Below are 23356 nucleotides of genomic sequence, written 5' to 3'. Positions count from 1 at the left end.
AAGAATCTAGCTTATGACTAATAAAAACTCCCAAACGACTTCTCAAACAACCGATAGTTCAAATCCTGAAAAGAAACGTTACTACGAACCTGCTCCTCAGGATATTGATGTAGACAATTTCCGCAAGGTCATCGAAAGCCGCCGTTCAGTGCGTAAATTTACCAAGAAGCCAATTCCTGCTGAAGTACTGGATGCCTGTCTGGATCTGGCCTTGCTGGCACCAAACTCCTCAAACCTGCAGCCGTGGACTTTTTATGTGGTGCAGAACCCATCCAAGAAAAAACGTCTGGTTAAAGCATGTATGAGCCAGCTTGCTGCTAAAACAGCTTCAGAGCTGATTGTCTGTGTGGCACGTACTGACCGTGTAGATGAAATGGCAAAACTGAATATCAGCGAGTTTCCATTTCCTGAGGCTCCACCAGCCATTAAAAAGTACTACAAGTACATTCCCTATAACTACAAGACCGGTTATTTGAATGCCTTTGGTAACTTTAAGAAAGTTGCTTTCAAAGTAGCTCGTACACTCGATAAACAAATGCCTGTTTCTGCATTTAGTCCTGCCGATGCCAAGCTATGGGCAAGTAAAACCACAGCATTGGCCTGTGAGAACCTGGTACTGGCTTTACGTGCTTATGGTTTTGATAGCTGTATGATGGAAGGTTTCGATGAACCGATGGTTCGTGAACTTCTAGACCTAAATGACCAGCAATATCCTGTGATGGTGATTGGTGCTGGTGAACGTGCCAAAGATGGTGTGTTCTTCCCGCAGTATCGTTTTGATCGAGAGCTGTTTATTCAGAAGGTTTGAGTTTAAAAATAGTATTTAAAGGATTTAAGAATATTAATTTACTTAATATTTGATGACATGGATGTCGCTTAATTAAGTATATTAGAAAAATCTAAATAATAATTTTATAGTTTTCTCATACAACGGCTTTGTTGCACAAAGAATTAAAAGTAAAGATTTCTCATATCTACTCAAATTTAAGTGACAACTCGGGTATGTGGTCTGCCTAAGTCCGTAAATTTATTTAATACTGCCACACGTGCATGAATCTCATTGATTTGGCTTTGAAAATTTCTCGCACTGAGTTTATCCCCCAACAATTTGATGCAATGCATCTTGGTTTCAACCAAACTTCGCCGATGATAGCCTGACCATTTCTTCCAAATAGTTCTTCCTAAACGCTTAATTGTTCGAAGGTAAGCATCCGGCTAACACAGCCTTACCAAGCGATCCTATAAGCCTTAATTTAGTTCCCACCTAAAAACAAGTGGGGACTTAATCCATGAACATGGATATATATTCAGCAACACCTCCTGTTGCTAAAAAACGCCGAAAATACAGCAAAGAATTCAAACTCAGTATTGTCAATGCCTGAAAAAATCCTAATACCTCGATCGCTTCGGTCACACTGCAACATAGTATTAATGCCAACCTTGTCAGTCGTTGGATCAGGATCTTCAGCCATCATGAGGGTGCCGTGCAGGATCCTACTCATGTGAATCCAGCATTTATTGCTTTGCCTTACACTGCTGCAATCAGCCAACCTATTGATGAGAGGATCACGTTGTGTATCACCGTGCCTCATACGAATAATGATATTCAGCTAAAATGGCAGACATCAGAAATACCTGCCTTGGCAGAATTACTCAAGGCACTTGCAACATGATCCGCATTGATGAAATCTGGTTGTCTACTCAGCCCATGGACATGCGTGCAGGTATGGATACGACCATGGCTCAGGTGGTGAGAGCCTTTGGCTACATCAAACCGCATTGTGCTTACCTGTTCTGTAATAAACGTGGCCATCGCATGAAAGTGCTGGTACATGATGGATTGGGCATCTGGCTGTGTGCCCGGCGGCTGGAACAGGGCAAATTTCACTGGGCTCAAGTTCACCAAGGTGAAACCGTGGCCCTCAGCCCGGAACAGTTACAGGCACTGATCCAAGGTTTGCCCTGGCAGCGCATTGGACGACAGCAGGTGGTGACGATGCTTTAAACCAGGCTCGACCATTCTGCTATTCTCCAAACGTTCTATTTCATTCTTCTCATGACCTCAGGCATACTGCGGTCATGAATACGCTGCCTGACTTAAGCCAACTGACCCATGAACAACTGCTGGAATTCACCAGGCAGTTGGCGCTGCAGCATCAGTCTCTAGCACAATCAAACCAACAATTGGATGCCAAAGTTCAACATCTTTCTATTCTCAATCAAAAATACGAGCATGAACTGGCGCTGTTTAAAAAGCACAAATTCGCCCAAAAGAATGAACACTTAACGGCAAAACAAATCCATCTCTGGGATGAAGCGGTTGAAGAAGATATTGCCGCGGTTGATCTAGAACTGGAACGGCTAAATGCAGATAAAACCAATGCAGCGACACAGAAAGCCAAAACCAATAAACCTAAACGTCGACCACTGCCAGATCATCTACACACCATCCGTATTGAGCATGAACCTGCATCAACCCAATGTGCTTGTGGCTGCCAACTCCGTCGTATCGGCGAAGATGTCAGTGAAAAACTGCATTTCAGACCGGCACAGTTCTATAAGGAACAGCATGTGCGTGGTAAATGGGTCTGTGATCAGTGTGACACTCTAACTCAGCAAGCGATGCCCGCCTATGTGATTGATAAAGGCATTGCTTCACCTGAATTGCTCAGCCATGTGCTGGTATCGAAGTATGCCGATCATTTGCCGCTGTACCGTCAGCGCCTGATCTATCAGCGGGCTGGCATTGATCTGTCCAGATCCACTTTATCTGATTGGATAGGTCGCTGCGGTGTAGAACTGGAACCTCTGGCCAATGCCTTAAAAGAGGTGGTGCTGCAACAGCGGGTGCTGCATGCAGATGAAACACCGGTCACCATCATGCGGATGGGTGAGAATAATAAAAAACCGAAGAAAGGTTATGTCTGGGCCTATGCCACCACACAGTATAATCCAGTTCAGGCGGTGATCTATGACTTTCAGGATAGTCGTTCAGGCCAGCATGCTGAAGAGTTCTTGAAAGGCTGGCAGGGCTATCTAGTCTGTGATGATTACAGTGGTTATAAAGCACGTTTTAAATCAGGCCAGGTGATTGAGGTGGGGTGCATGGCCCATGCACGTCGTAAATTCCATGAACTGCATGTAACTGGGAAAAGTCAGGTTGCTGAACAGGCCTTAGTGCTGATTCAGAAACTGTATGCGATAGAAGCAGAACTCAGGAAAAAGACCGATGGTACAGCGGAAGACCGCCGCGAATACCGACAACAGCATAGTCAACCAGTGATGCAACAACTATATGAATGGCTCAACCAACATCATCTGACAGTGCCATCGAGTTCTCCCACCGCCAAGGCTATCAATTACACTCTGAAGCGTTGGCCAGCCTTAAGCCGCTATCTGGATGATGGCAATCTACCGATATGCAACAATTGGGTAGAGGTGCGACACGAAGTCGCTTAATGAAGTTGTTCCCCCTGCGGGAACCACCCGTGTCACCGGGTGAATCTAGAAGGCTGAATAAAGAGCGCCTTCGACAATGTAACGAGGCACCGCAAGGTGCGGGGTATCAATCGTGAGAGGCGTACCCTTCTGGCAGCCATAGCCGGACAAGGGCTAGATAATCGGTATGGTGAACACATGTGAATCTGCGTAACGATCGTTAAGTTGAACGAGCGGAAATGGCTGATACGCTCGAACCAAAACGGTAATGGAGGTGGGAATTGCGTCTTTCGACTACGCATTCGTGACCCATACGCCTCCCGGTCGATAGCAGGCACCTAAGCCGATGTACTTCAGTAAGCGGAACGTGGAAATCCCGTATTACTCCCATTGGGAAAGCAGTTTGCAAAAACTGCCCATGGTGATGCGGGCGAAGGAACGAGGAAAAAGCGAATGCCAGTCTGTAATGGGTTGGATAGAGGTTGAAACATTACCCCACGCGAAAGCGGGCTGACGTCCTTATGGTCTCTCATCACAAGAGAGTGTGTAGAACCCTTTTAATGGAGGGAGAGCAAATGAATGCAGCAGTATCAGCGTGTGCACCTTCCAGCACATCGTGGGACAGCATCGATTGGATTGCTGTACAGCGTCATGTCAGAGGGCTGCAAGCGCGTATTGTGAAGGCGGTACAAGACGGCAGGCATAACAAGGCGAAAGCTTTGCAATGGCTGCTGACTCACTCGTTTAGTGGCAAAGCATTGGCCGTCAAACGAGTGTCTGAAAACAAAGGCAAAAACACGGCTGGGGTCGACAAGGTGACTTGGAATACACCCAAGGCCAAGACCGGTGCGATGATGTCGTTGAAGAGGCGAGGTTACACGCCCCTTCCGCTTCGGAGAGTCCTTATTCCGAAGAAAAATGGCAAGATGAGACCTCTCGGGATACCCACGATGAAATGCCGGGCCATGCAGGCGCTCCATCTGCTGGCTTTGGAACCCATCGCGGAGACCATCGCTGATCGGAACTCTTATGGGTTCAGACCGCAACGATCAACCGCGGATGCTGCAGCACAGTGCTTTGGTGTGCTGTCAAGAAAAGTAAGTGCGGAGTGGGTGCTAGAGGGTGACATTCAAGGCTGTTTCGACAATATCAGCCATGACTGGATGATCGCCAACCTCCCAATGGACAAGGTGATTCTACGGAAATGGCTCAAAGCCGGTTACGTCTACCAAAGCAAGCTGTTTCCCAGTCGTTCCGGAACACCGCAAGGAGGTATTATCTCCCCGGTGCTGGCCAACATGACCTTGGACGGACTGGAAACGATGCTGGCGAAGAGGTTCTCTAACGCCAAATGGACAGGCAAAAAGCTGCAACTGGTACGGTATGCGGATGATTTCATCATCACGGGGTATTCTAAAGAGTGGCTCGAAAATGAAGTTCGTCCTGCCGTGGTTGAATTTCTGGCGCAGCGCGGTCTCGTGCTCTCTCAGGAAAAGACCAAAATCACGCACATAGGGAACGGGTTCGATTTTCTTGGCTGGAACGTACGTAAGTACAACGGCAAGCTACTGATCAAGCCGTCAAAGGCAAACATCAGCGCTCATCTTGACAAGCTGCGAGCATTAATCAATGCAAACAAAGCGACACGACAGGCCACTTTGATCGGTTTGCTCAACCCGATTCTAAGGGGTTGGGCCAACTATCATAGTCATGTCGTTGCCAAGAAGGTTTTCAACCAGGTAGACAACGCAGTGTGGGAAATGCTCTGGCGATGGGCTGTACGTCGCCACCCTCGCAAGACACTCCGATGGGTCAAAGATCGGTATTTCAAAGTACAAGGAGCGCGTCGATGGGTGTTCTCATGTGATGAACAGTCCGCCGATGGTCGGAAGCGACAATACACATTAGTGTCTGCCTCGGACACGCCAATTGTGCGACATATCAAGATCAAGGCTGCTGCTAACCCTCATGACCCCGCATGGGATGAGTACTTCGAATCCCGATGGGGTAAAAGAATGCTGGTCTCCGCAAAGGGGCGAGCCAAGCTGTATCGGGTGTGGCTAAAACAAGGTGGTCGCTGCTGCGCCTGTCTTAAACCAGTCACCAAAGATACACCATGGCACAGCCGTCATATTGTGAAGCTAAGTCATGGTGGAACGGATGCAGTTGCTAATCTTGAGATTTACCATCTGTATTGTCCGAGGAGTGTTCAGTTTGCCAATGTCAACGATGTATAACCGGGTGCCGAATGGCGCCTTAGCAGAGGCTTGAGCCGTGTGCTGGGAAACTCGCATGCACGGTTCTTAGGGGGTTGGACGTAGGTAACTGCGTCTGACTACCCGACAATCAGATGCGTCCCTGGGCGTTGGGACGCAAGAACTGGCTGTTTGCAGGTTCGCTGCGCAGTGGTCAGCGAGCGGCAAACATCATGACTTTAATCCAGTCAGCAAAGCTGAATGGCTTGGATCCGTATGCCTATTTAAGTGATGTGCTGAAAAGGTTACCGACACACAAAGTGACCCAAATTGAAGAATTGCTGCCGCACTGCTGGAAACCTAAATCGAATTAAAAAATAGGTATGGGATTCAGCGGACGCTTACGTTCGAAGCAATTCATTGCGTTCTAGCGAGCCCATCTTTTTATCTTTCGATGGCTTCGCATTTTTTCTTGGTGGAATGACCGCATGTGCATCTCGATCTAAAATGACTTGTCTGCAGTACTTCGTATCATAAGCACCATCGGTATAGACCGAATCAATTCGTTCGTCTAAAGGAATTTGAGTAAGTAAATCATCGAGTACTTGTGAATCGCTCACATTATTTGTAGTGAGCTGTACTGCACGTATTTGCAAGGTGTCGGCATATCAATACCAATATGAAGTTTGCGCCATTGTCGACGATATTCAGGCTGATGTTTCTTTCGTTTCCGTTCACCTTCACCTATAAACTTTAAGCCAGTAGAGTCGACAAGTAGATGTAGTCCATCACTACTTTTTTGATAGCCAATCGTAGTATCAATACGCTGTTGTCGTCTACAACTTGTAGTGTAGTCTGGCGCTACCCAATTTAACCCACAAAGATGGATGAGACTTTGAACAAAGCCAGTGACCATACGTAAGGACAATCGAAAGAGAGATTTAATCATTAGGCAACATTGGATAGCTGTGTCAGAGTAAGTTTGATTTCGTCCTTGTTTGCCTTTTGATGGGGCATACCATTGCGTAGCAGGATCAAACCAAATGGCAATATTTCCACGATTAATGAGTGCTCGGTTATATGAAGACCAATTGGTTGTACGATAAATTTTAGGTGTAAGCTTATTCATTTGAAAATTATATGGTGGAATAAGCCTTTAAAGATAGGTTTGTGCAACAAAGCCTATCACTTCTAAAATTTAAACTTTTATATCTAAGAGCTGGATAAATTCAAATGCCGGTTCTTCATAAGGATGACTGTCTTTTAGAGCCTTAGCCACTTCAACCGCCTTTTCATCAGGTACAAGAATTTCGACCCGCCATTCTTCCACATTTTCCAATTGGCCAATTTCCCCAATATGAGGATCTGCGCCTTGCTGCGGCTTAAATTGTCCAGTTCCCAGCACTTGCCAGGCACAGTCGGTATATTCACCAATCCCACCCGCACCTGCTGCAAAAACGGCCTTCTTGGTTTCCTCTAGGTTTTCATCTGGTACGTAATAAATCAGTTTAAGCATATATCTCTACAAGTTTTTCAAGCATTTACCGTATTGTTAAGGGCTTCGGTAATAATATTCAATGCTGGATTTTGAGAGTTCTTGTTAAATGTTGCATATAGTTCTACCTGGGGTAAAGGTCGATCTGTCTGGATCACTTTCACTTCATCATTCAGGAACCGTAATAGATAATCGGGAGCAAAACTAAAACCCATCCCCATATTGATCAGGTTAATATGCTGTAGCACATTGGTCGCCCACAGCACCTGATCGTGCTTTAGCTGATCAAAGGACATCAAGGCATTAAGTCTTTCGTAAAATATGGGTGATGCATTCTGATCATACATAATAATCGTATGATTTTTCAGTTCCTGTAATTTCAGTATCCGATCGGTTGGGTGCAAATGCTTGGCTGCAACCAAGTGAATTTGTTCCGTCAATAAATGGATATTTTCAAAATCCGGATGATCCAGCTGAAAAAGGGTAATACTTAGATCTAATTCAGTATTTTTTAGATGTTGAAGCTGTTCCAGACAGAACAGGCTATGCAGATGAATTTTTAAATCTGGCATGGTCTTTTTCAGCTTGGCCAAAATATGTGGCATAACTTTTAGTTCGGCAACATTCAGAAAGCCAATATGAATCTGATTATTTTTCTGCTGGGCCACCTGTCGTGCTGATGCAACAGCCAATTTGGCATTTTCCAGAGCTTTTTCTGCATAGATTAAAAAGGCCTTACCTTCATCGGTTAACTGTATTTTTCGTGAAGAACGTTCAAACAGGTTAACGCCAACTTCCTGCTCCAGATCTTTAATCTGCTGGCTTAAAGAAGGTTGAGCCGTAAACAGTTTTTCAGCAGCCCTAGTGAAACTCTGCTCCTGCGCCACGGTAATAAAATAGCGTAAATGTCGAAGTTCCATAGATTGCTCACTTCAAAAAATAGGTACTTATCTTACGATTTAGGCCAACATATTGAAAATATTAATAGATCAATAGCTTATGCTAATACTCATATAACTACCTTTTATACATGGCTAGATTTTGCCCCCTCATACATTTATGCCTGTATCAAGTTTACACATGGTGTCTTGCATGACACAGTATTCGACACTGAATCGGGTGAAAGCGGGGGTCAGGCAGCTGAATCACTGAACTTGCCATATTTGGATGTGATTCGGATTGTTTCTCATGATGTGTATAGCACCAGAATTACCAAGTCTGAAATTCATGAATCTGTGGCAGTTCTGGTTCGTCCGGATGGTTATGTAGTTTGGCGTTATAGGATAGTACCAATGATCAGTTTGATTATGAAAATACGCTGAAGACTGTGTTAAAGCAGATTCAATTAACTGTGTAGTGATAAAGCCACCTTCGGTTGGTTTTTCTTTAGTAATGGTAAAGGAATCATAGTTGTCGATCATTAAGATCATACATATTTTTCAAACTTTCCATTATTTAAAGCGTCAAATTGATTAGATACCCAGCGACATGGATGTCACCCGTCAGACTGTGGGACAAGGACGTCCCATCAGTCTGACAGCGGTTTTTTTGTCTTGCGGAGCAGTGCTCCTCATGCCCCGTCAAAAGTAAATCCTTATATCCTCTAAATTTAAAAAAGCCACCTCTCGGTGGCTTTTTTAAATCTGTTGATCAAGAACCCTGTAGCAAATAACTACCTACCAAGAACAGCACCTGTAGGCCAACGACAAAACCAAATAACCACCAACCTTTCTGACGTAATTCTGTTCTATCCATTATTCTGAACGTCTTAGCCATGTCATCACCTCATTCTTGAGTGTTGATACTGAACTGATCTATACCATCTTTCCTTTAAAGTGCATAAATATTGTGCATTATTTACACAATATCACTTTTATGCAGATATAAAAGCAAAATCTAAACCAGTTCAGCGGGAGAAAATTAAATAAATGTTTCAAACTGCTTAAAAAGCAAAAAGCCACCCACTGGTGGCAATTGATGAAGCTAGTCTAAACAAAAGTAAATGATTTTTCTAGCTTTGCTGAGTCACTTAAAATTCTAATAATAAAAAAGAGCCGCTACTGCGACCCTTTTTTGAAGCTAAATCAGATTAGCCAATGAACTTACGCGCATTACGGAACATACGTAACCATGCACCGTCCTGATCCCAGTCTTCTGGTTTCCAAGAGTGCTGGATCGCACGGAAGTTACGCTCAGGGTGTGGCATCAGGATCGTCGCACGACCATCTTTCGAAGTGACACCAGAGATCCCTTCAGGCGAACCATTCGGGTTCAATGGATATTGCTCAGTCGCATTACCTTGGCTATCCACATAACGCATGATCACCTGGTTATTGGCATTCAATGCAGCAATGCTTTCAGCTGATGCAACCACACGACCTTCACCATGTGCTACAGCGATTGGAAGAATTGAACCTTCCATACCTTCTAGCAATACAGAATGAGATTTCTCTACACGAACATTGACGCTACGTGCTTCAAATACTTCCGACTTGTTGCGATGGAAACGAGGCCAAACATCTGCACCTGGAATCAGTGGAGCCAATTGTGACAGCATCTGACAACCGTTACAGATACCTAAAGAGAAAGTTTCCTGACGGTTAAAGAATTTCTCAAACTGGTCACGAAGTTGCTGATTGAACAATACTGATTTCGCCCAGCCACCGCCTGCGCCCAATACGTCACCATAAGAGAAGCCACCACATGTGACCAGACCTTCGAAGTCATCCAGACTGATACGACCAGCCAGAAGATCGCTCATGTGTACGTCAACAGTATTGAAGCCGACTTTGTCGAATGCTGCTGCCATTTCTACATGACCATTCACACCCTGTTCACGCAAAATCGCCATATTTGGACGACGTGAATTGATGTACGGTGCTTCGATTTGCTCATTCAGGTCAAATGTCGGTTGAGCAATCAAACCTTTGTGCGCTTTGTCTGTTACTAATGCAAATTCTTGATCAGCAGTTTCTACGTTGTCACGCAGACGCTGGATTTGATGAGAAACTTCAGTCCAAGCCACTTGCAGGTCGGCACGTTCAAGTACCAGACCATTTACAGATAACTGGTCAGAGTTGTTTACTGTACCTACTACAGAGATCGCATCTTTTAGAGTAGAAGTAGCGATTTCTGCTTGTAATGCATCCCAATCTGCTTTCGCGATTTGCAGCACAGCACCGATTTCTTCAGCGAACAGTGAAGCTACAGTTTGTTGTTCCAGAGCTACACCAAGACGTGAAGCGAACATCATTTCCGCAACAGTTGCCAGTAAGCCACCATCACCGATGTCATGATACGCCTTGATCAGACCACGGTTGTTCCAGTCTTGAACCAGTGTAAAGAATGCTTTGAAGTCATCAAAGCTATCGACATCAGGAGTGACAGAACCAATGGCTTTATACACCTGAGCCAGGATCGAACCACCCAGACGGAACTGGCCTTTAGACAGATCAATACGAACCAGTACAGACTCAATATTTTTCAGTTCAGGGGTTAATGTTTTGCGAACATCAGTCACTGGAGCAAACGCAGTAATTACGCCTGACATCGGAGAAGTTACGGACTTGTCTTCGCCTTCGTCATTCCAAGTCGTACGCATTGACAATGAGTCTTTACCAACTGGAATTGCAATGCCCAGTGCTGGACACATTTCCATACCAATGGCTTTTACGCCTTCAAACAAGGCTTGGTCTTCGCCCGGTTGACCTGCCGCCGCCATCCAGTTTGCAGACAGTTTGATGTCGCTGATCTGATCAATCTTCGCAGACATGATGTTCGAGATCGATTCAGCAACTGATAAACGTGCAGAAGCCGCTGGGTTTAACAATGCAACTGGTGGACGTTCCCCCATTGCCATTGCTTCGCCCGTGTAACCGACAAGGCTGGTAGTCGTTACTGCAGCATCTGCTACAGGAACCTGCCATGGACCAACCATTTGATCACGTGCAACCATACCGGTAATCGAGCGGTCACCAATGGTGATCAGGAATGATTTAGATGCAACTGTTGGATTCTTGATCACGCGATAAATCGCATCTTTCAGATCAGTGACTTTAGACGCATCAAAGTCATCGCCTTTACGCGGAGCAGTTTCATATGAACGGCTCATACGTGGTGTACCACCAAGCATCACTTGCATTGGCATATCCACAGGCTTGTTGCCGAACAATGGATCCTCAACAGTCAGATGACGTGCTTCAGTTGCTTCACCCAGTACCGCAAACGGACAACGTTCACGTGCACAGATAGATTCAAACAATGGTAAAGATTCTGGACGGATCGCAAGCACATAACGCTCTTGCGCTTCGTTTGACCAGATTTCCATTGGCGACATGCCTGGCTCAAGCGATGGGATCTTACGAAGATCCAGTACTGCACCTAACTCATGATCGTTTACCAGCTCAGGCATCGCATTCGAAATACCACCCGCACCGACGTCATGTACAGAAACGATTGGGTTTTCATCTTCCATGCGCCAGCAAGTATCGATCACTTCCTGACAACGGCGTTCCATTTCCGGGTTTTCACGTTGAACCGAAGCAAAGTCCAGGTTTTCACCCAATTTACCGCTATCTACAGAAGATGCTGCACCACCGCCAAGGCCGATCAGCATGGCTGGACCACCTAGAACGATTAACAGATCACCCGGCTGGATAGCATCTTTCTCAACATGGTCTGGACGGATGTTACCGTAACCACCCGCGATCATGATTGGCTTATGAAAGCCTTTCACTTCGCCATTGACGTTTTGTTCGAAGGTACGGAAATAACCCGTTAACGCTGGACGACCAAATTCGTTGTTAAACGCTGCACCACCTAATGGACCTTCAATCATGATTTGAAGTGGAGATGCCATACGTGACGGTTTGCCGTAGTTTTCTTCCCAAGGCTGTTCAAAACCAGGAATATTCAGGTTAGATACGGTGAAACCAGTTAAACCCGCTTTAGGTTTACCACCACGACCAGTCGCGCCTTCGTCACGAATCTCACCGCCTGAACCTGTTGCGGCACCAGCAAATGGTGCAATCGCTGTTGGGTGGTTATGAGTTTCCACTTTCATCAGGATGTGAGCGGCTTGACTCTTGTATTTATAAACGTTTTGACCGTTATCTTCTTGAGTTGGATAGAAACGTTGCGTATCAAAACCAACAATCACCGATGCGTTGTCTTTATAAGCCGACAATACGTCTGTTGGTGATTCTTTATAAGTATTTTTGATCATCTGGAACAATGACAATGGTTGAACTTCACCATCAATCGTCCATTCTGAACCGAAGATTTTATGACGGCAATGTTCAGAGTTTGCCTGTGCAAACATCATCAGTTCGATGTCGTTCGGGTTACGGCCCAGTTTGGTAAATGCTTCTGTCAGGTAATCAATTTCCTGTTCAGACAGCGCAAACCCGAACTCATTATTGGCTTTAACCAGTGCTTCTTTACCTTGACCCAGAATATCAATCGAGTTCAAAGGTTTCGGAGCAGTTTCAGTAAATAATACTGCAGCATCTTCAATCGCATTGAAAAAGCTTTCAGTCATGCGGTCATGCAAGATCTGTAACGCTTCTTTAGAAAGCTCTTTTTCACCCTTCAAAGTAAACAAAACACCGCGTTCTAAACGATGAACCGGTGTATTACAGTTGGCAAAAATATCAGTTGCCTTTGATGACCATGGTGAAATCGTGCCGACACGCGGTGTCACCAGAATCTGGATTTCATCACTTGCAGCCTGGTGCAGTTCAAATGATTGACCATCGTTGAGAAGCTGTAAAGCGGATTGCTGTTGTTGCTCGTTGAGCGCTTGGTCAAAAAGATAAACAAATTGACTTTCTAGTGATTGAACAGAACTAATTGACGATAAACGTGTGAGTAGTTGAGCTTTCTTAAAAGAAGAATGTGCAGGTGCACCGGCAACGATAAACATGCTGATTTTGGCTCCACGGGATGATCGAGCGACCATGCCACAATGTGACTTGAGAGAGCGCATATTCTACTGTGAAATATATAAATCGGCTAGAGAGGAAATGGGAAAACTCAAGCGAAAAGCTATAGCATTTTATAAATAATGCTTTTATTTTCAGATAAAAAAATTGAATGTAGTCGCACAGGTTAACACATTTTTTTCAAGAAAAATCAAAACCGCTTCAGAATAATTTTCTGCATAAAAATTGTATTATTTTTCAACGACAATCGGGACAAAATCAAATTTAGATTTTATTGTCATGACCTGTCAAAGCGCCGATTTAGGCTAGGATGAAATACTTGATTACAAGATTTCATGAAGTCGTATTTTTTGCAGACTGCTTTTAATTATTTTGATTGACTCTTAACTTTGACTACTAAGATTAGAAAACTGGTTAAAGGTCTTCTGCCTTTATGAAATACAAAGAGCAATTTTCCGCTCATCTCCGCTATTACAGCATCCGACAAAAATTACTCCGCCATATAAATGAGTAATTAATAATGAGTGGTATTTTAATCTAACATAATCTTCAGAACAAAAACCGGATATCTGCTCTCATCTTATAAAAGAATAAAAATAAAATTTCTTATGTGATCCCTTCATTTTTTTCATATTTGATGCTTATCTTATCAAATCATAATTAAGCGAAATTTACTTATCTGAACAACCAAAAATGATATCGACAAAATTACCCCACTATATCCAATATTTTGAAATTTCATCACTTATTCATTAGTTATATTATGCGTAAAAAGCAGAATATAAATAGCAAAACACCACTCGTATTTATGAGAAAATTTACCACGGATTATGAGGCCTATATAAAAAAATAATGAAGAAATGATTAATAATAAAATTTTGTTACCCTTTTTATTTAATCCGTATTCTCAGGTTTTATTTAACTCGAAAAATTTAAAATAAATATCTGTAATTGCTAAAAAAATATCTGAAATTTTCTTTTTATTCAACTGACAGAGGAACAGACTCACACTTCTATATCAGCTAAGAATCTTACCAAATAGACACTTCATCAGTAAATTTGATGATTTTATGTTAAGCTCTAGCCGAATTGCTGAGGAAATGTCCAAATTCTGGGCCTGGCAATGGTTTTTCCTTTCTGCTGTAGAGATGAATATAAATTCTATATTCGGACACTAATTTTTTTGATGTTCTATAGCTTCACTGCTCTGTCTATTTTAGAGCCTTAATCTGTCACCAATGATTTAATTTTCAAGAACAAAAGGTGACCCGCTTAAGGAGTATGTATGTTTCAATTCACTAGTACAGCAACTGTACTATTGATGGTGCTTTTCTATGGCATCACCTTTTTACTATCGTTACGTATTAAACAGAAAAATGAAAATGTCGATGGCTACATGGTCTCGAATGGCTCCATCGGATTTGGAATGTCTGCGGCCAGTATGACCGCCACCTGGATCTGGGCCGCCTCGTTTTATGCAGCAGCTTCATCCGGATATACATACGGCGTTTCCGGTGCCCTACACTATGGTTTGTGGGGTGCGCTGATGATTTTATTTATCTATCCCTTTGGCAAGCGCTTTCGTGAACTGGCGCCTAATGCACATACTTTGGCGGAAATCATGCATGCCCGGCATGGCAATCAAAGCCAGATGATTCTGGCGGGTTCCAATATTGTGGGTAGCGTGATCAGCCTGATGGTAAACTTTACTGCCGCCGGGGCACTGGTTGAAATTTTATCTCCTTTAAGCTTTATTCATGGCGTGCTGATTACCGGTATCGGTGTACTGTCCTATACCCTCTGGTCGGGCTTCCGCTCCTCAGTCTTTACCGATTTTGGTCAACTGGTGGCAATGATTGTCGCGGCGGTGATTATTATTCCAACCTTATTCTTTACCTTAGGTGGGCCATCCCTGTTTCAAAGCGGGATTCATCATCTGCAACCGGAACAGCTGGATTTTTTCTCTAAAACAGCCTTCTTGGAACAAGGCGCGCCATTTTTTGTTGCCGTATTGGCCTACGCGATTGGTAATCAGACCATTGCCCAGCGCTTGTTTGCAGTCCGTGAAGATCTGATTAAGCCAAGCTTTATTACTGCAACGATTGGTTATGCTGCAATTGTTATTGGTCTAGGCATGCTTGGATTATTGGCGTTATTTGCAGGTATTCAGCCCATTGATGGCAACCTGAATAACCTGATTCCACAAATGGCAGCGACTTATCTTTCGCCATTTATGGTCGCGCTGTTATTTATCATGGTGATTGGAGCCCTGTCTTCTACCGCTGACTCGGATCTGTCTGCCCTGTCTGCGATTGTCATGACGGACATTTATGGCAAACAGATTGCGAAAAACCGCCCTGATCCAAAGAAAATGCTATTCATTGGCCGTATGACCATGATCGTTGCCACCATGCTTGGAATTGTGATTGCCACCTTGAAATTTGACATTTTATCGATGCTGATTTTTGTGGGTGCGCTTTGGGGATCTATTGTGTTCCCAGTGATTGTCAGCCTGTATTGGGACAAGGTGAATGCCCGGGCCTTTAACTGGTCAGTGGGCCTCGCATTTTTCAGCTTTCTGATAGTACGTTTTGAATGGCTTCCGATTCAGGGATTGATCGCACTTGGCTTTGAACTCGTTGCAACCTTGGGGATTGGTGTGGTGCTGGGACTGATGACCTTTGGTTTCTTCGGCAAGAAAGTGGGTCTGGTCGTTGGCATATTGGCCAGTATTGGCTTCATGCCATGGACCATCGGCTTCTTGCACGAATACGGCACCTTGTTAAGCTCACTAACAGCTTATGGCACTAGTGCACTGGTATGTACTGTGTTGACGCTGGTCTACAGTAAAGAACGATTCGATTTTAAACAAATCAATAAGATGGTGATTGAGTTTCACCAGCTATCTGAGAAAAGTAAATAAGGAGATTTCAGATGACAAGTCAATTATTGACCCTATATGTACTTTTTTGGCCATTGGTGGCAAGCCTGGTCTTGTTCACGATTTGCCTGAATGTCTATAAAGACACACAACAGGCCAAGAAAAATGGCGAAGAGCTAATCTGATTCTTCGTCTTAAACAAAAAGCAGGCCATTGAGCCTGCTTTTTATTGTTCATTTGATGATTTCGATTTTTAATCTCAGTCTTTTCCAGCTGACTGAAATAACCATGTGCAGCAAGACAATTCATGTCGCACTACCCTAGTGCAGGAGCTAGTTTTTTGGCATGATGCAAATAGTGGATCACTGAATAATGATAAATGACTCAAATGCGTTGGTTAGAACTGCTTTCGACAGTTCGGATTGGTAGTAAAAAGCAGAGCACTGAACTGGCACGCAGCCCGTTTCATAAAGATTATGACCGTATTATTTTTTCGCAAAGCTTCCGGCAGTTAAACCGCAAAACCCAGGTGCATCCTTTAACTCAGCACGATGGTATTCATACGCGCCTGACGCATTCACTGGAAGTCTCATGTATTGGCCGCTCGCTAGGGATGCTGGCCGCAGAGAAAATTAAAGATCAGCTTCCCCCTTGGGTGTCACCCGCTGATGTAGGTGCCATCATTCAAGCTGCCTGTTTGGCGCATGATATTGGTAACCCGCCTTTTGGCCATGCCGGTGAATATGCGATCCGGGAATGGTTTGATGATGTATCACATACTGACTTCTTAAAAGATTTAAGCCCTGAACAGGAAGCAGATGTACGTCAGTTTGAAGGTAACGCCCAAGGCCTGCGCCTGCTTACCAAAATTGACTATCATCCAAATGATGGTGGCATGCGCCTGACCTATGCCACTTTAGGTGCTTATTTAAAATATCCGTGGCTGTCAAAAACCATGGCATCGCAGGTAGATTTGCCTGCCAGTAGCCGCGCCAAGTTTGGCTGCTATCAGGCAGAAAAAAAGATTTTAAAGCAGATCGCGGAAGAGCTTGGACTGATCCAGCTCGGCGAGTATCGATATTGTCGTCATCCACTGACCTATCTACTCGAAGCAGCCGATGATATCTGCTATGCCCTGATTGACCTGGAAGATGGCATCAGCTTGAACATGCTCAGCTATGCTGAAGTGGAACCGGTATTTTTAAATCTGCTCGGAGATTATGGCACGCCTTCTGAAATCGGCATGCCTAACACGACCTGGCAACAGAAAATTGCTGCACTGCGTGGCCGTGTGATGAAACGTCTGGTGAATGAAGTCACTACTGCTTTTGCACGCCACCATGATCAGATTTTGTCTGGTCAGTTACAAGGCACTTTACTACAGTATTGTTCGTCAGATATTGAAAGTGGTATTAATCGCGCCAAAGAACTGGCACGTGACAGGATTTTTGAACATCCACAGAAAGCAGGCTTAGAAATCATTGCCCATCAAAGTCTACAAAATATTCTGGATGCTTTTATTCCTCTGACCACACCGCATAAAAACCTGAGTTTTAAAGAACAGCGTTTAATGTCGATTCTGCAACGTTCAGGTGCGAATTTTAAAGACAGCCATTATGACAATATCATGCAGGTGCTGGATATTATCTCGAAATTCTCGGACCATCAGGCTTATAACCTGTCACAGGAATTGCAGGGTAATAAAGCCGGATTGTTATAAAACATCTGGCTAGATTAGATGCTTATTGCAGCAAAATCACCTGTTTTGCAGAAGGAGATTTTGCCTTTCCTGAAAATGCTGACTACTATGCTGCAAAACTGAATTGAGTAATGATAAAAGATGATTGGATGCCTGATTGGTGAAGTGCTGGCGCTGGAAGCACCAACTGTTTTGTTAAATGTAAATGGTGTGGGTTATGAAATTGATACCCCACTCACCACTTTTTGCCAGTTGCAAAAAGGCCAGAAAATTACCCTGTGGACACATCTGGCCGTACGTGAAGATGCACAATTACTGTATGGTTTTTTAAATGCTCAGGAAAAAACCATTTTCCGCACTTTATTAAAAGTGAACGGCGTTGGCCCGAAAATGGCACTTGGCATTCTTTCAACTTTAAGTGTTGAGATGCTGATCCATACTGTTGAAAATGAAGATGTAAATACTTTGGTTAAAGTCCCAGGTGTCGGCAAGAAAACGGCTGAACGTTTGATGATTGAACTGCGCGACCGCTTTAAAGTCATGTCTGCTGGCACTGCTCCAAGCAATTCGACAGCTCCACAAATTCAGTTTATGGGCAATTCAGCCGTGGCTGAAGCGGAAGCTGCATTACAGTCATTGGGCTATAAACCTGCTGAAGCACAAAAACTGGTGAACGCTGCCAAAGGTGAATTTACTGAAGCCAGCGATATTATCCGCGCGGCATTAAAGTCGATGAATAGATAATAGGAAAATGACTTTACTTTAAATAAGACTGTTTATTCTCCTATTTATATAAATTACTCGCGACATGGATGTCGCCAGTTGAGTTGGGGTACAGGACGTACCCTCAACTCAACAAAAGATTTTTGTTACTTTTGATCTTTCAAAAGTAAAACAACGCCTACACAATGGCAGCTAAACACAAATCATTATTTGAGGCTGTTTCCGCAGCATCAAACAGCTTCAATAAAGAGATTAAGTTAATAGATATGCAAGACCGTCTCATCAGTGGTTCTGAAAAACCCGAAGATCATTTTGATCGCGCCATCCGCCCAACTTCCCTCGATGACTACATCGGTCAGCCGGTGGTTCGTGAGCAGATGGAAATTTTCATTGGCGCAGCCCGTGGCCGTGAAGAAGCCCTCGATCACACCCTGATCTTTGGCCCGCCAGGTTTGGGTAAAACGACATTGGCCAATATTATTGCCCGAGAAATGGGTGGCAATCTCAAGTCAACTTCTGGCCCGGTACTGGAACGTGCCGGTGACTTAGCCGCGATGCTAACGAACCTGGAAGAAGGCGATGTCCTGTTTATTGACGAGATTCACCGTCTGTCACCCGTGATTGAAGAAATCCTTTATCCAGCAATGGAAGACTACCAGCTGGATATCATGATTGGTGAAGGTCCTGCTGCCCGTTCGATTAAATTGGACTTACCACCATTTACTTTGGTCGCTGCAACCACACGTGCTGGTCTACTCACCTCTCCACTACGCGACCGTTTCGGGATTGTGCAGCGTCTGGAATTCTATTCGGTTGATGATCTGACCCATATCGTGAAACGTTCTGCGAGTCTGATGGATGTGCCAATGACCGAAGATGGCGCAAAAGAAATTGCACGTCGTTCACGTGGTACACCGCGTATTGCCAATCGTTTATTACGTCGTGTACGTGACTATGCTCAAGTCAAAGGCACAGGTGAAGTCACTCAGGAAATGGCTCAACGTGCATTAGATATGTTGAACGTGGATAAAGATGGTTTAGATACGCTTGACCGTCGTTACCTGTCGATGTTGCTAGAACGCTTTGATGGTGGCCCGGCGGGTGTAGAAGCTTTGGCAGCAGCAATGGCAGAAGATTCAGGTACTCTGGAAGATGTGATTGAGCCTTATCTGATTCAGCAAGGTTATGTGATGCGTACTGCGCGCGGTCGTATTGCGACCAATATGGCTTATTTACAATTTGGCATGACGCCGCCTGAGCCAAAGTAAAGATAAAATTCTTTTGGCTTAGCCATTTTTTATCATAAAGAAAAAGAGCTAATTGACTACTGCAATCAATTAGCTCCAAAAGCACAAACTCAAATCTTTATTATTAAGTAGTTTATTTAGTTATATAATTATTGCCCTTCAAACAAATACTTAGGCTATTTCTTTTAAAATTCTATCAATAATAATTATGAAATAATCAAAGCAACTTTAATGCCAAGATAGTATTTAACTTAGAGAAATAGTTGAAACTTACATAATGAGAGTTTTTTAAATCAGATATAAATTCCCTTCAACAATTCCCTATTAGTTTGAATTTTTAAATAAAATAGACCATTAGATTTTTATAATTACATAATTTTACAATATCTACCTCTGTAAAATTCCCTTTATCAGCAAGTCCTAAAAATGAATATACCAAAAAGGTATGAAACCCATACTCAGAGGGTTTTGGTCAAATGTAGTGCATTATGTAATGCTCAGGCATCACTTTAACTCTATTCAGATTTTTAAGGTTCTCCCTGATATGAACATGCATAAGACGCTTTCACTTTGTCTCCCTCTTCTATTCTGTAGTCAACTAGCTTTAGCAGATTGGGTAGATGATTCAGTTAAAGCAGCCGAAGCGCATACCATCAAACTGCGCCAGCATATTCACCAATATCCTGAACTGGGCAATATGGAATTTAAAACCTCGGAATTAGTACAAAAAGAATTAAAGTCCTATGGCATTGAAGTACGTAAAGGTTATGCCAAAACAGGTGTGATCGGCGTTCTAAAAGGTTCAAAACCTGGCCCAGTCATGGCATTACGTGCAGATATGGATGCCTTGCCGATTCAAGAAACGGCAGCCGTACCTTTTGCCAGCAAGCAGAAAGGCATTTATCAAGGTAAGGAAACTTATGTGATGCATGCCTGCGGTCATGATACGCATACTGCAATGCTACTAGGTGCCGCCAAAGTGCTCGCTGCCAATAAAGATAAGATTGCCGGAACCGTGGTATTTGTATTCCAGCCTGCTGAAGAAGGCGGTGCAGATATTGATAACTTTAGCCAGGGCGATCAGATCGGCTCACGTAAAATGCTTGCCGATGGTGCACTCAAGAATCCCCAGCCTGAAGTCATTTTTGGAATGCATGTAATGGCGGGTATGCCAAGCGGCAATATTTTCTATAAAGATGGTGCGATTCTCAATAGCGCGGATCATTTACGTATTCAGGTAGATGGCCATCAGGTACATGGTTCAATGCCTTGGGCAGGTCGTGATCCCATCTATGCTTCTGCACAGATGATTAATAATTTACAAAGTCTGGTAAGTCGTAAAGCTGATTTAACCAAAGGCATGGGCGTGGTCAGTATTGGAAGTATTCAGGGGGGTACCACAGGAAACGTAATTCCTAATCAGGTGAATATGGTCGGTACGATTCGTTCTAATAGTGAAGATGTCCGTCAAGGTATTTTAAAAGACTTGCCGAAAATGCTAGAACACAATGCCGCAGCCAATGATGTAAAAGTCAAAGTAGAAATTGCACCCTATGCACCTGTTACCACCAATGATAAAACCTTGACCCAGTTGATGCGTCCGACTTTGGCTAAAGTGAATGGTGAAGATAAACTGCATCTGCTTGATAACAATGCTAGTGCCAGTGAAGACTTTGCTTATTATGGCAAGCTGATGCCATCGCTCTTTGTGTTCGTAGGTGCAACGCCAGCAGATCAGGATCCAGCCAAAGCAGCACCGAACCATAACCCGAATTTTATAGTCGATGATGCGACTTTAAAAACCGGCGTAGAAAGTCATGTCCGCTTTATTCTGGATTATCCGAAAGTGGCTGATCAGGTACAAGCAAGCTGGAAACAAAATAACAAAAGCTGATTCTTAGTTCCTCAAGCATGAGTGACTGGTCTCATTCATGCTTTTACTTCGCCGTATTAATAAGCAATTGGCCGTTCCGTACCGGCTTAGCCCCTACTCCAACCAGATTTGACATCTTGTGCCATTGGTCTCAAAGCTCACAGTGCTAAACTTTGACGCGCTAAATTGCTTGACTGTTGGCAGGAATCCGGCAAACTCTAATCGCTTTCCTGCATCTAAAAACAAGCAAAAATTTCGAAAATCTGCATGGAACAAAACTATGGCGAATCACTTTGAATTCAATATCCGCGTTTATATTGAAGATACTGATGCGGGTGGCATTGTCTATCACGCCAATCATATTCGCTATATGGAACGTAGCCGTACCGAATGGTTACGTGCCGCTGGAGTGAGCCATTACTGGCATCAGACAGACTACAATTTTGTGGTGCATAAAATTAATGTCAAATACATGCGTCCGATCCTGATGGATGATTTAATTACTGTTACGGCACGTGTCATTTCATGTAAAGCTTCATCATTTGTATTGCAACAAAATATTTATCGTGGTGAAATCATGCTTGCATCAGGTGAGGTTGAGTTGGCATGTATCAGTGCAGAGATGCGACCACGTCGACTCCCGGATGAAATCCGCGAACTAATTCAAAAAGAATTGGAACAAGACTAAAAAAATTTATTGGCACACGTAACAACTATGGCGACTCAGTTAGAATCATCTCTTCAAGTTTCAGATCTTATTTTACAAGCAAGCCCTGTCGTACAACTGGTGATGCTTTCTCTCCTGTTAGCCTCAATATATAGCTGGTATCTGATTGCCAGGCTCTATATGAGTTATAAAAAAGCCCAGGCCGATGATGAACATTTCCAGAAAATCTTCTGGTCTGGTGCTGAGCTGAATACCCTCTATAACAATGCACAACTCAATTCTAAACGCACTGGCCTTGAAGATATTTTCTATCAGGGTCTGGGCGAGTTCCTGAAACTGAAAAAACGCCATGCGCCAACTGCCCAGTCGATTGAAGGGACAGAGCGTATTCTGCGTGTCGGTTTAAGCCGTGACCAAGGTCATCTGGAACAAGGTCTAGGCGCATTGGCGAGTATCGGTTCGGTCGCGCCTTATGTGGGTCTGTTCGGTACAGTCTGGGGCATCATGAATGCCTTTATTGGCCTGGCAGATGTCGATCAGGTCACTTTAGCCACTGTCGCACCTGGTATTGCAGAGGCCCTAATTGCAACGGCGATTGGTTTATTTGCTGCAATTCCTGCGGTTTTAGCCTTTAACCATTTCACATCTAAAGGTGAAGCACTGTACTCTGACCGTGCTCTGTTCGCTGAAGAAATGGTGGCGCTGCTGCAACGTCAATCTGTGGGCGCTATGCAGGACAATGACTAATGGCTATTCAACGTTCAGGACGCTTCGAGCGTATTAAAAAACCACTGAAAAGTGACATGAATGTAGTGCCTTACATCGATGTAATGCTGGTACTTCTGGTCATTTTCATGGTGACTGCCCCAATGATTACCAGTGGCATCAAGGTCGATTTGCCGCAGGCCAATGGCTTGCCAATCGAATCCAAAGATGCGCCTACTATTGTCACTTTAAAAGAAAATGGTACTTATTTTCTGGAATATAAAAATCAGACCACAGGTCCTGTCACCCTAGAGGCTTTGACGCAGACTTTGATAGAAGCACAAAGCACTGCTGAAAGTGAAAACAAGATCCTCAATGTCGTGATCAATGGTCATACTACTCGCCCTTATGGCGATGTGATGGCCTTGATGTCAAGCCTGCAGGATGCCGGTTTATCCCAAGTGGGCTTACTAACCAAGCCATTAGAATAA

The 23356-nt window shown here is 43.9% G+C and carries 17 protein-coding genes and 5 pseudogenes; 16 read left to right on the top strand and 6 right to left on the bottom strand.

What is annotated here, in order from left to right; translation table 11 throughout:
• The first annotated feature begins 13 nt into the window (after window positions 1–13).
• Complete coding sequence (locus C3F22_RS03685; RefSeq protein WP_005236685.1) at window positions 14–808, top strand: nitroreductase family protein; 795 nt, start codon at window positions 14–16, stop codon at window positions 806–808.
• Window positions 809–984: 176 nt separating this feature from the next.
• Here C3F22_RS03685 and C3F22_RS03680 read toward each other — a convergent pair.
• Window positions 985–1203 (bottom strand): annotated as a pseudogene (locus C3F22_RS03680) (IS5/IS1182 family transposase); the annotation flags it as partial.
• A gap of 86 nt (window positions 1204–1289) precedes the next feature.
• Here C3F22_RS03680 and C3F22_RS18485 point away from each other — a divergent pair.
• The 5 genes and pseudogenes from C3F22_RS18485 to C3F22_RS03650 form a co-directional block, all read left to right on the top strand.
• Window positions 1290–1673 (top strand): annotated as a pseudogene (locus tag C3F22_RS18485) (transposase).
• On the top strand, window positions 1670–2005 hold the full coding sequence (gene tnpB / locus C3F22_RS03665; protein ID WP_000618091.1) for an IS66 family insertion sequence element accessory protein TnpB: 336 nt from the start codon (window positions 1670–1672) through the stop codon (window positions 2003–2005). The pseudogene C3F22_RS18485 and the gene tnpB overlap by 4 nt, the downstream one beginning before the upstream one ends.
• A 74-nt stretch (window positions 2006–2079) precedes the next feature.
• Window positions 2080–3438, top strand: a pseudogene (locus C3F22_RS03660) (IS66-like element ISAba25 family transposase); the annotation flags it as partial.
• A 575-nt stretch (window positions 3439–4013) separates the two neighbouring features.
• Window positions 4014–5675 (top strand): group II intron reverse transcriptase/maturase, encoded by a 1662-nt coding sequence (gene ltrA / locus C3F22_RS03655; protein WP_005265392.1) that lies wholly within the window; start codon window positions 4014–4016, stop codon window positions 5673–5675.
• A 104-nt stretch (window positions 5676–5779) separates the two neighbouring features.
• Window positions 5780–6007, top strand: a pseudogene (locus C3F22_RS03650) (transposase domain-containing protein); the annotation flags it as partial.
• Between the two features lie 30 nt (window positions 6008–6037).
• Here C3F22_RS03650 and C3F22_RS03645 read toward each other — a convergent pair.
• The 3 genes and pseudogenes from C3F22_RS03645 to C3F22_RS03635 all read right to left on the bottom strand — a co-directional run.
• A pseudogene (locus C3F22_RS03645) lies at window positions 6038–6762 on the bottom strand (IS5 family transposase); the annotation flags it as partial.
• Window positions 6763–6831: 69 nt separating this feature from the next.
• Window positions 6832–7149 (bottom strand): hypothetical protein, encoded by a 318-nt coding sequence (locus C3F22_RS03640; RefSeq protein WP_004784580.1) that lies wholly within the window; start codon window positions 7147–7149, stop codon window positions 6832–6834.
• A gap of 17 nt (window positions 7150–7166) precedes the next feature.
• On the bottom strand, window positions 7167–8048 hold the full coding sequence (locus C3F22_RS03635; protein ID WP_005236689.1) for a LysR substrate-binding domain-containing protein: 882 nt from the start codon (window positions 8046–8048) through the stop codon (window positions 7167–7169).
• Between the two features lie 168 nt (window positions 8049–8216).
• Between C3F22_RS03635 and C3F22_RS03630 the strand changes: the two genes are divergently transcribed.
• Window positions 8217–8450, top strand: coding sequence for a hypothetical protein (locus C3F22_RS03630; RefSeq protein ID WP_034581063.1), 234 nt, complete (start codon window positions 8217–8219; stop codon window positions 8448–8450).
• 328 nt (window positions 8451–8778) lie between these two features.
• Here the strand turns inward: C3F22_RS03630 and C3F22_RS18725 are convergent, their stop codons facing one another.
• Entirely contained in the window at window positions 8779–8904 is a 126-nt protein-coding gene (locus C3F22_RS18725) for a KGW motif small protein (RefSeq protein WP_004784583.1), read from the bottom strand.
• 313 nt (window positions 8905–9217) lie between these two features.
• Entirely contained in the window at window positions 9218–13051 is a 3834-nt protein-coding gene (purL, locus tag C3F22_RS03625; RefSeq protein ID WP_004784584.1) for a phosphoribosylformylglycinamidine synthase, read from the bottom strand.
• Window positions 13052–14355: 1304 nt separating this feature from the next.
• On the opposite strand from purL, the gene C3F22_RS03620 reads away from it, so the two are divergent.
• From C3F22_RS03620 to tolR, 9 genes are all read left to right on the top strand, one after another.
• Entirely contained in the window at window positions 14356–15993 is a 1638-nt protein-coding gene (locus tag C3F22_RS03620) for a sodium:solute symporter family transporter (RefSeq protein ID WP_004784586.1), read from the top strand.
• Window positions 15994–16004: 11 nt separating this feature from the next.
• A complete protein-coding gene (locus C3F22_RS18405) occupies window positions 16005–16136 on the top strand; it encodes a putative transporter small subunit (protein ID WP_004645659.1) in 132 nt (43 codons plus the stop codon).
• 194 nt (window positions 16137–16330) lie between these two features.
• A complete protein-coding gene (locus C3F22_RS03615) occupies window positions 16331–17671 on the top strand; it encodes a deoxyguanosinetriphosphate triphosphohydrolase (RefSeq protein WP_004784588.1) in 1341 nt (446 codons plus the stop codon).
• A gap of 120 nt (window positions 17672–17791) precedes the next feature.
• Entirely contained in the window at window positions 17792–18394 is a 603-nt protein-coding gene (gene ruvA, locus C3F22_RS03610) for a Holliday junction branch migration protein RuvA (protein WP_004784591.1), read from the top strand.
• Window positions 18395–18639: 245 nt separating this feature from the next.
• Window positions 18640–19641 carry a Holliday junction branch migration DNA helicase RuvB gene (gene ruvB, locus C3F22_RS03605; protein ID WP_034581209.1) on the top strand — a complete coding sequence of 334 codons (1002 nt, stop codon included), beginning with the start codon at window positions 18640–18642 and terminating at the stop codon, window positions 19639–19641.
• A gap of 523 nt (window positions 19642–20164) precedes the next feature.
• Window positions 20165–21514 (top strand): amidohydrolase, encoded by a 1350-nt coding sequence (locus C3F22_RS03600; protein WP_005236693.1) that lies wholly within the window; start codon window positions 20165–20167, stop codon window positions 21512–21514.
• 259 nt (window positions 21515–21773) lie between these two features.
• A complete protein-coding gene (gene ybgC, locus C3F22_RS03595; RefSeq protein ID WP_104425887.1) occupies window positions 21774–22181 on the top strand; it encodes a tol-pal system-associated acyl-CoA thioesterase in 408 nt (135 codons plus the stop codon).
• Window positions 22182–22208: 27 nt separating this feature from the next.
• Entirely contained in the window at window positions 22209–22907 is a 699-nt protein-coding gene (gene tolQ, locus C3F22_RS03590; RefSeq protein WP_004784599.1) for a protein TolQ, read from the top strand.
• Entirely contained in the window at window positions 22907–23356 is a 450-nt protein-coding gene (gene tolR / locus C3F22_RS03585; protein WP_004784601.1) for a protein TolR, read from the top strand. Before tolQ ends, tolR begins: the two co-directional genes overlap by 1 nt.

The sequence above is a fragment of the Acinetobacter sp. ACNIH1 genome (assembly GCF_002934695.1).
Classification (GTDB): Bacteria; Pseudomonadota; Gammaproteobacteria; order Pseudomonadales; family Moraxellaceae; genus Acinetobacter; species Acinetobacter variabilis.
This window is presented reverse-complemented; position numbering and strand designations above follow the sequence as displayed.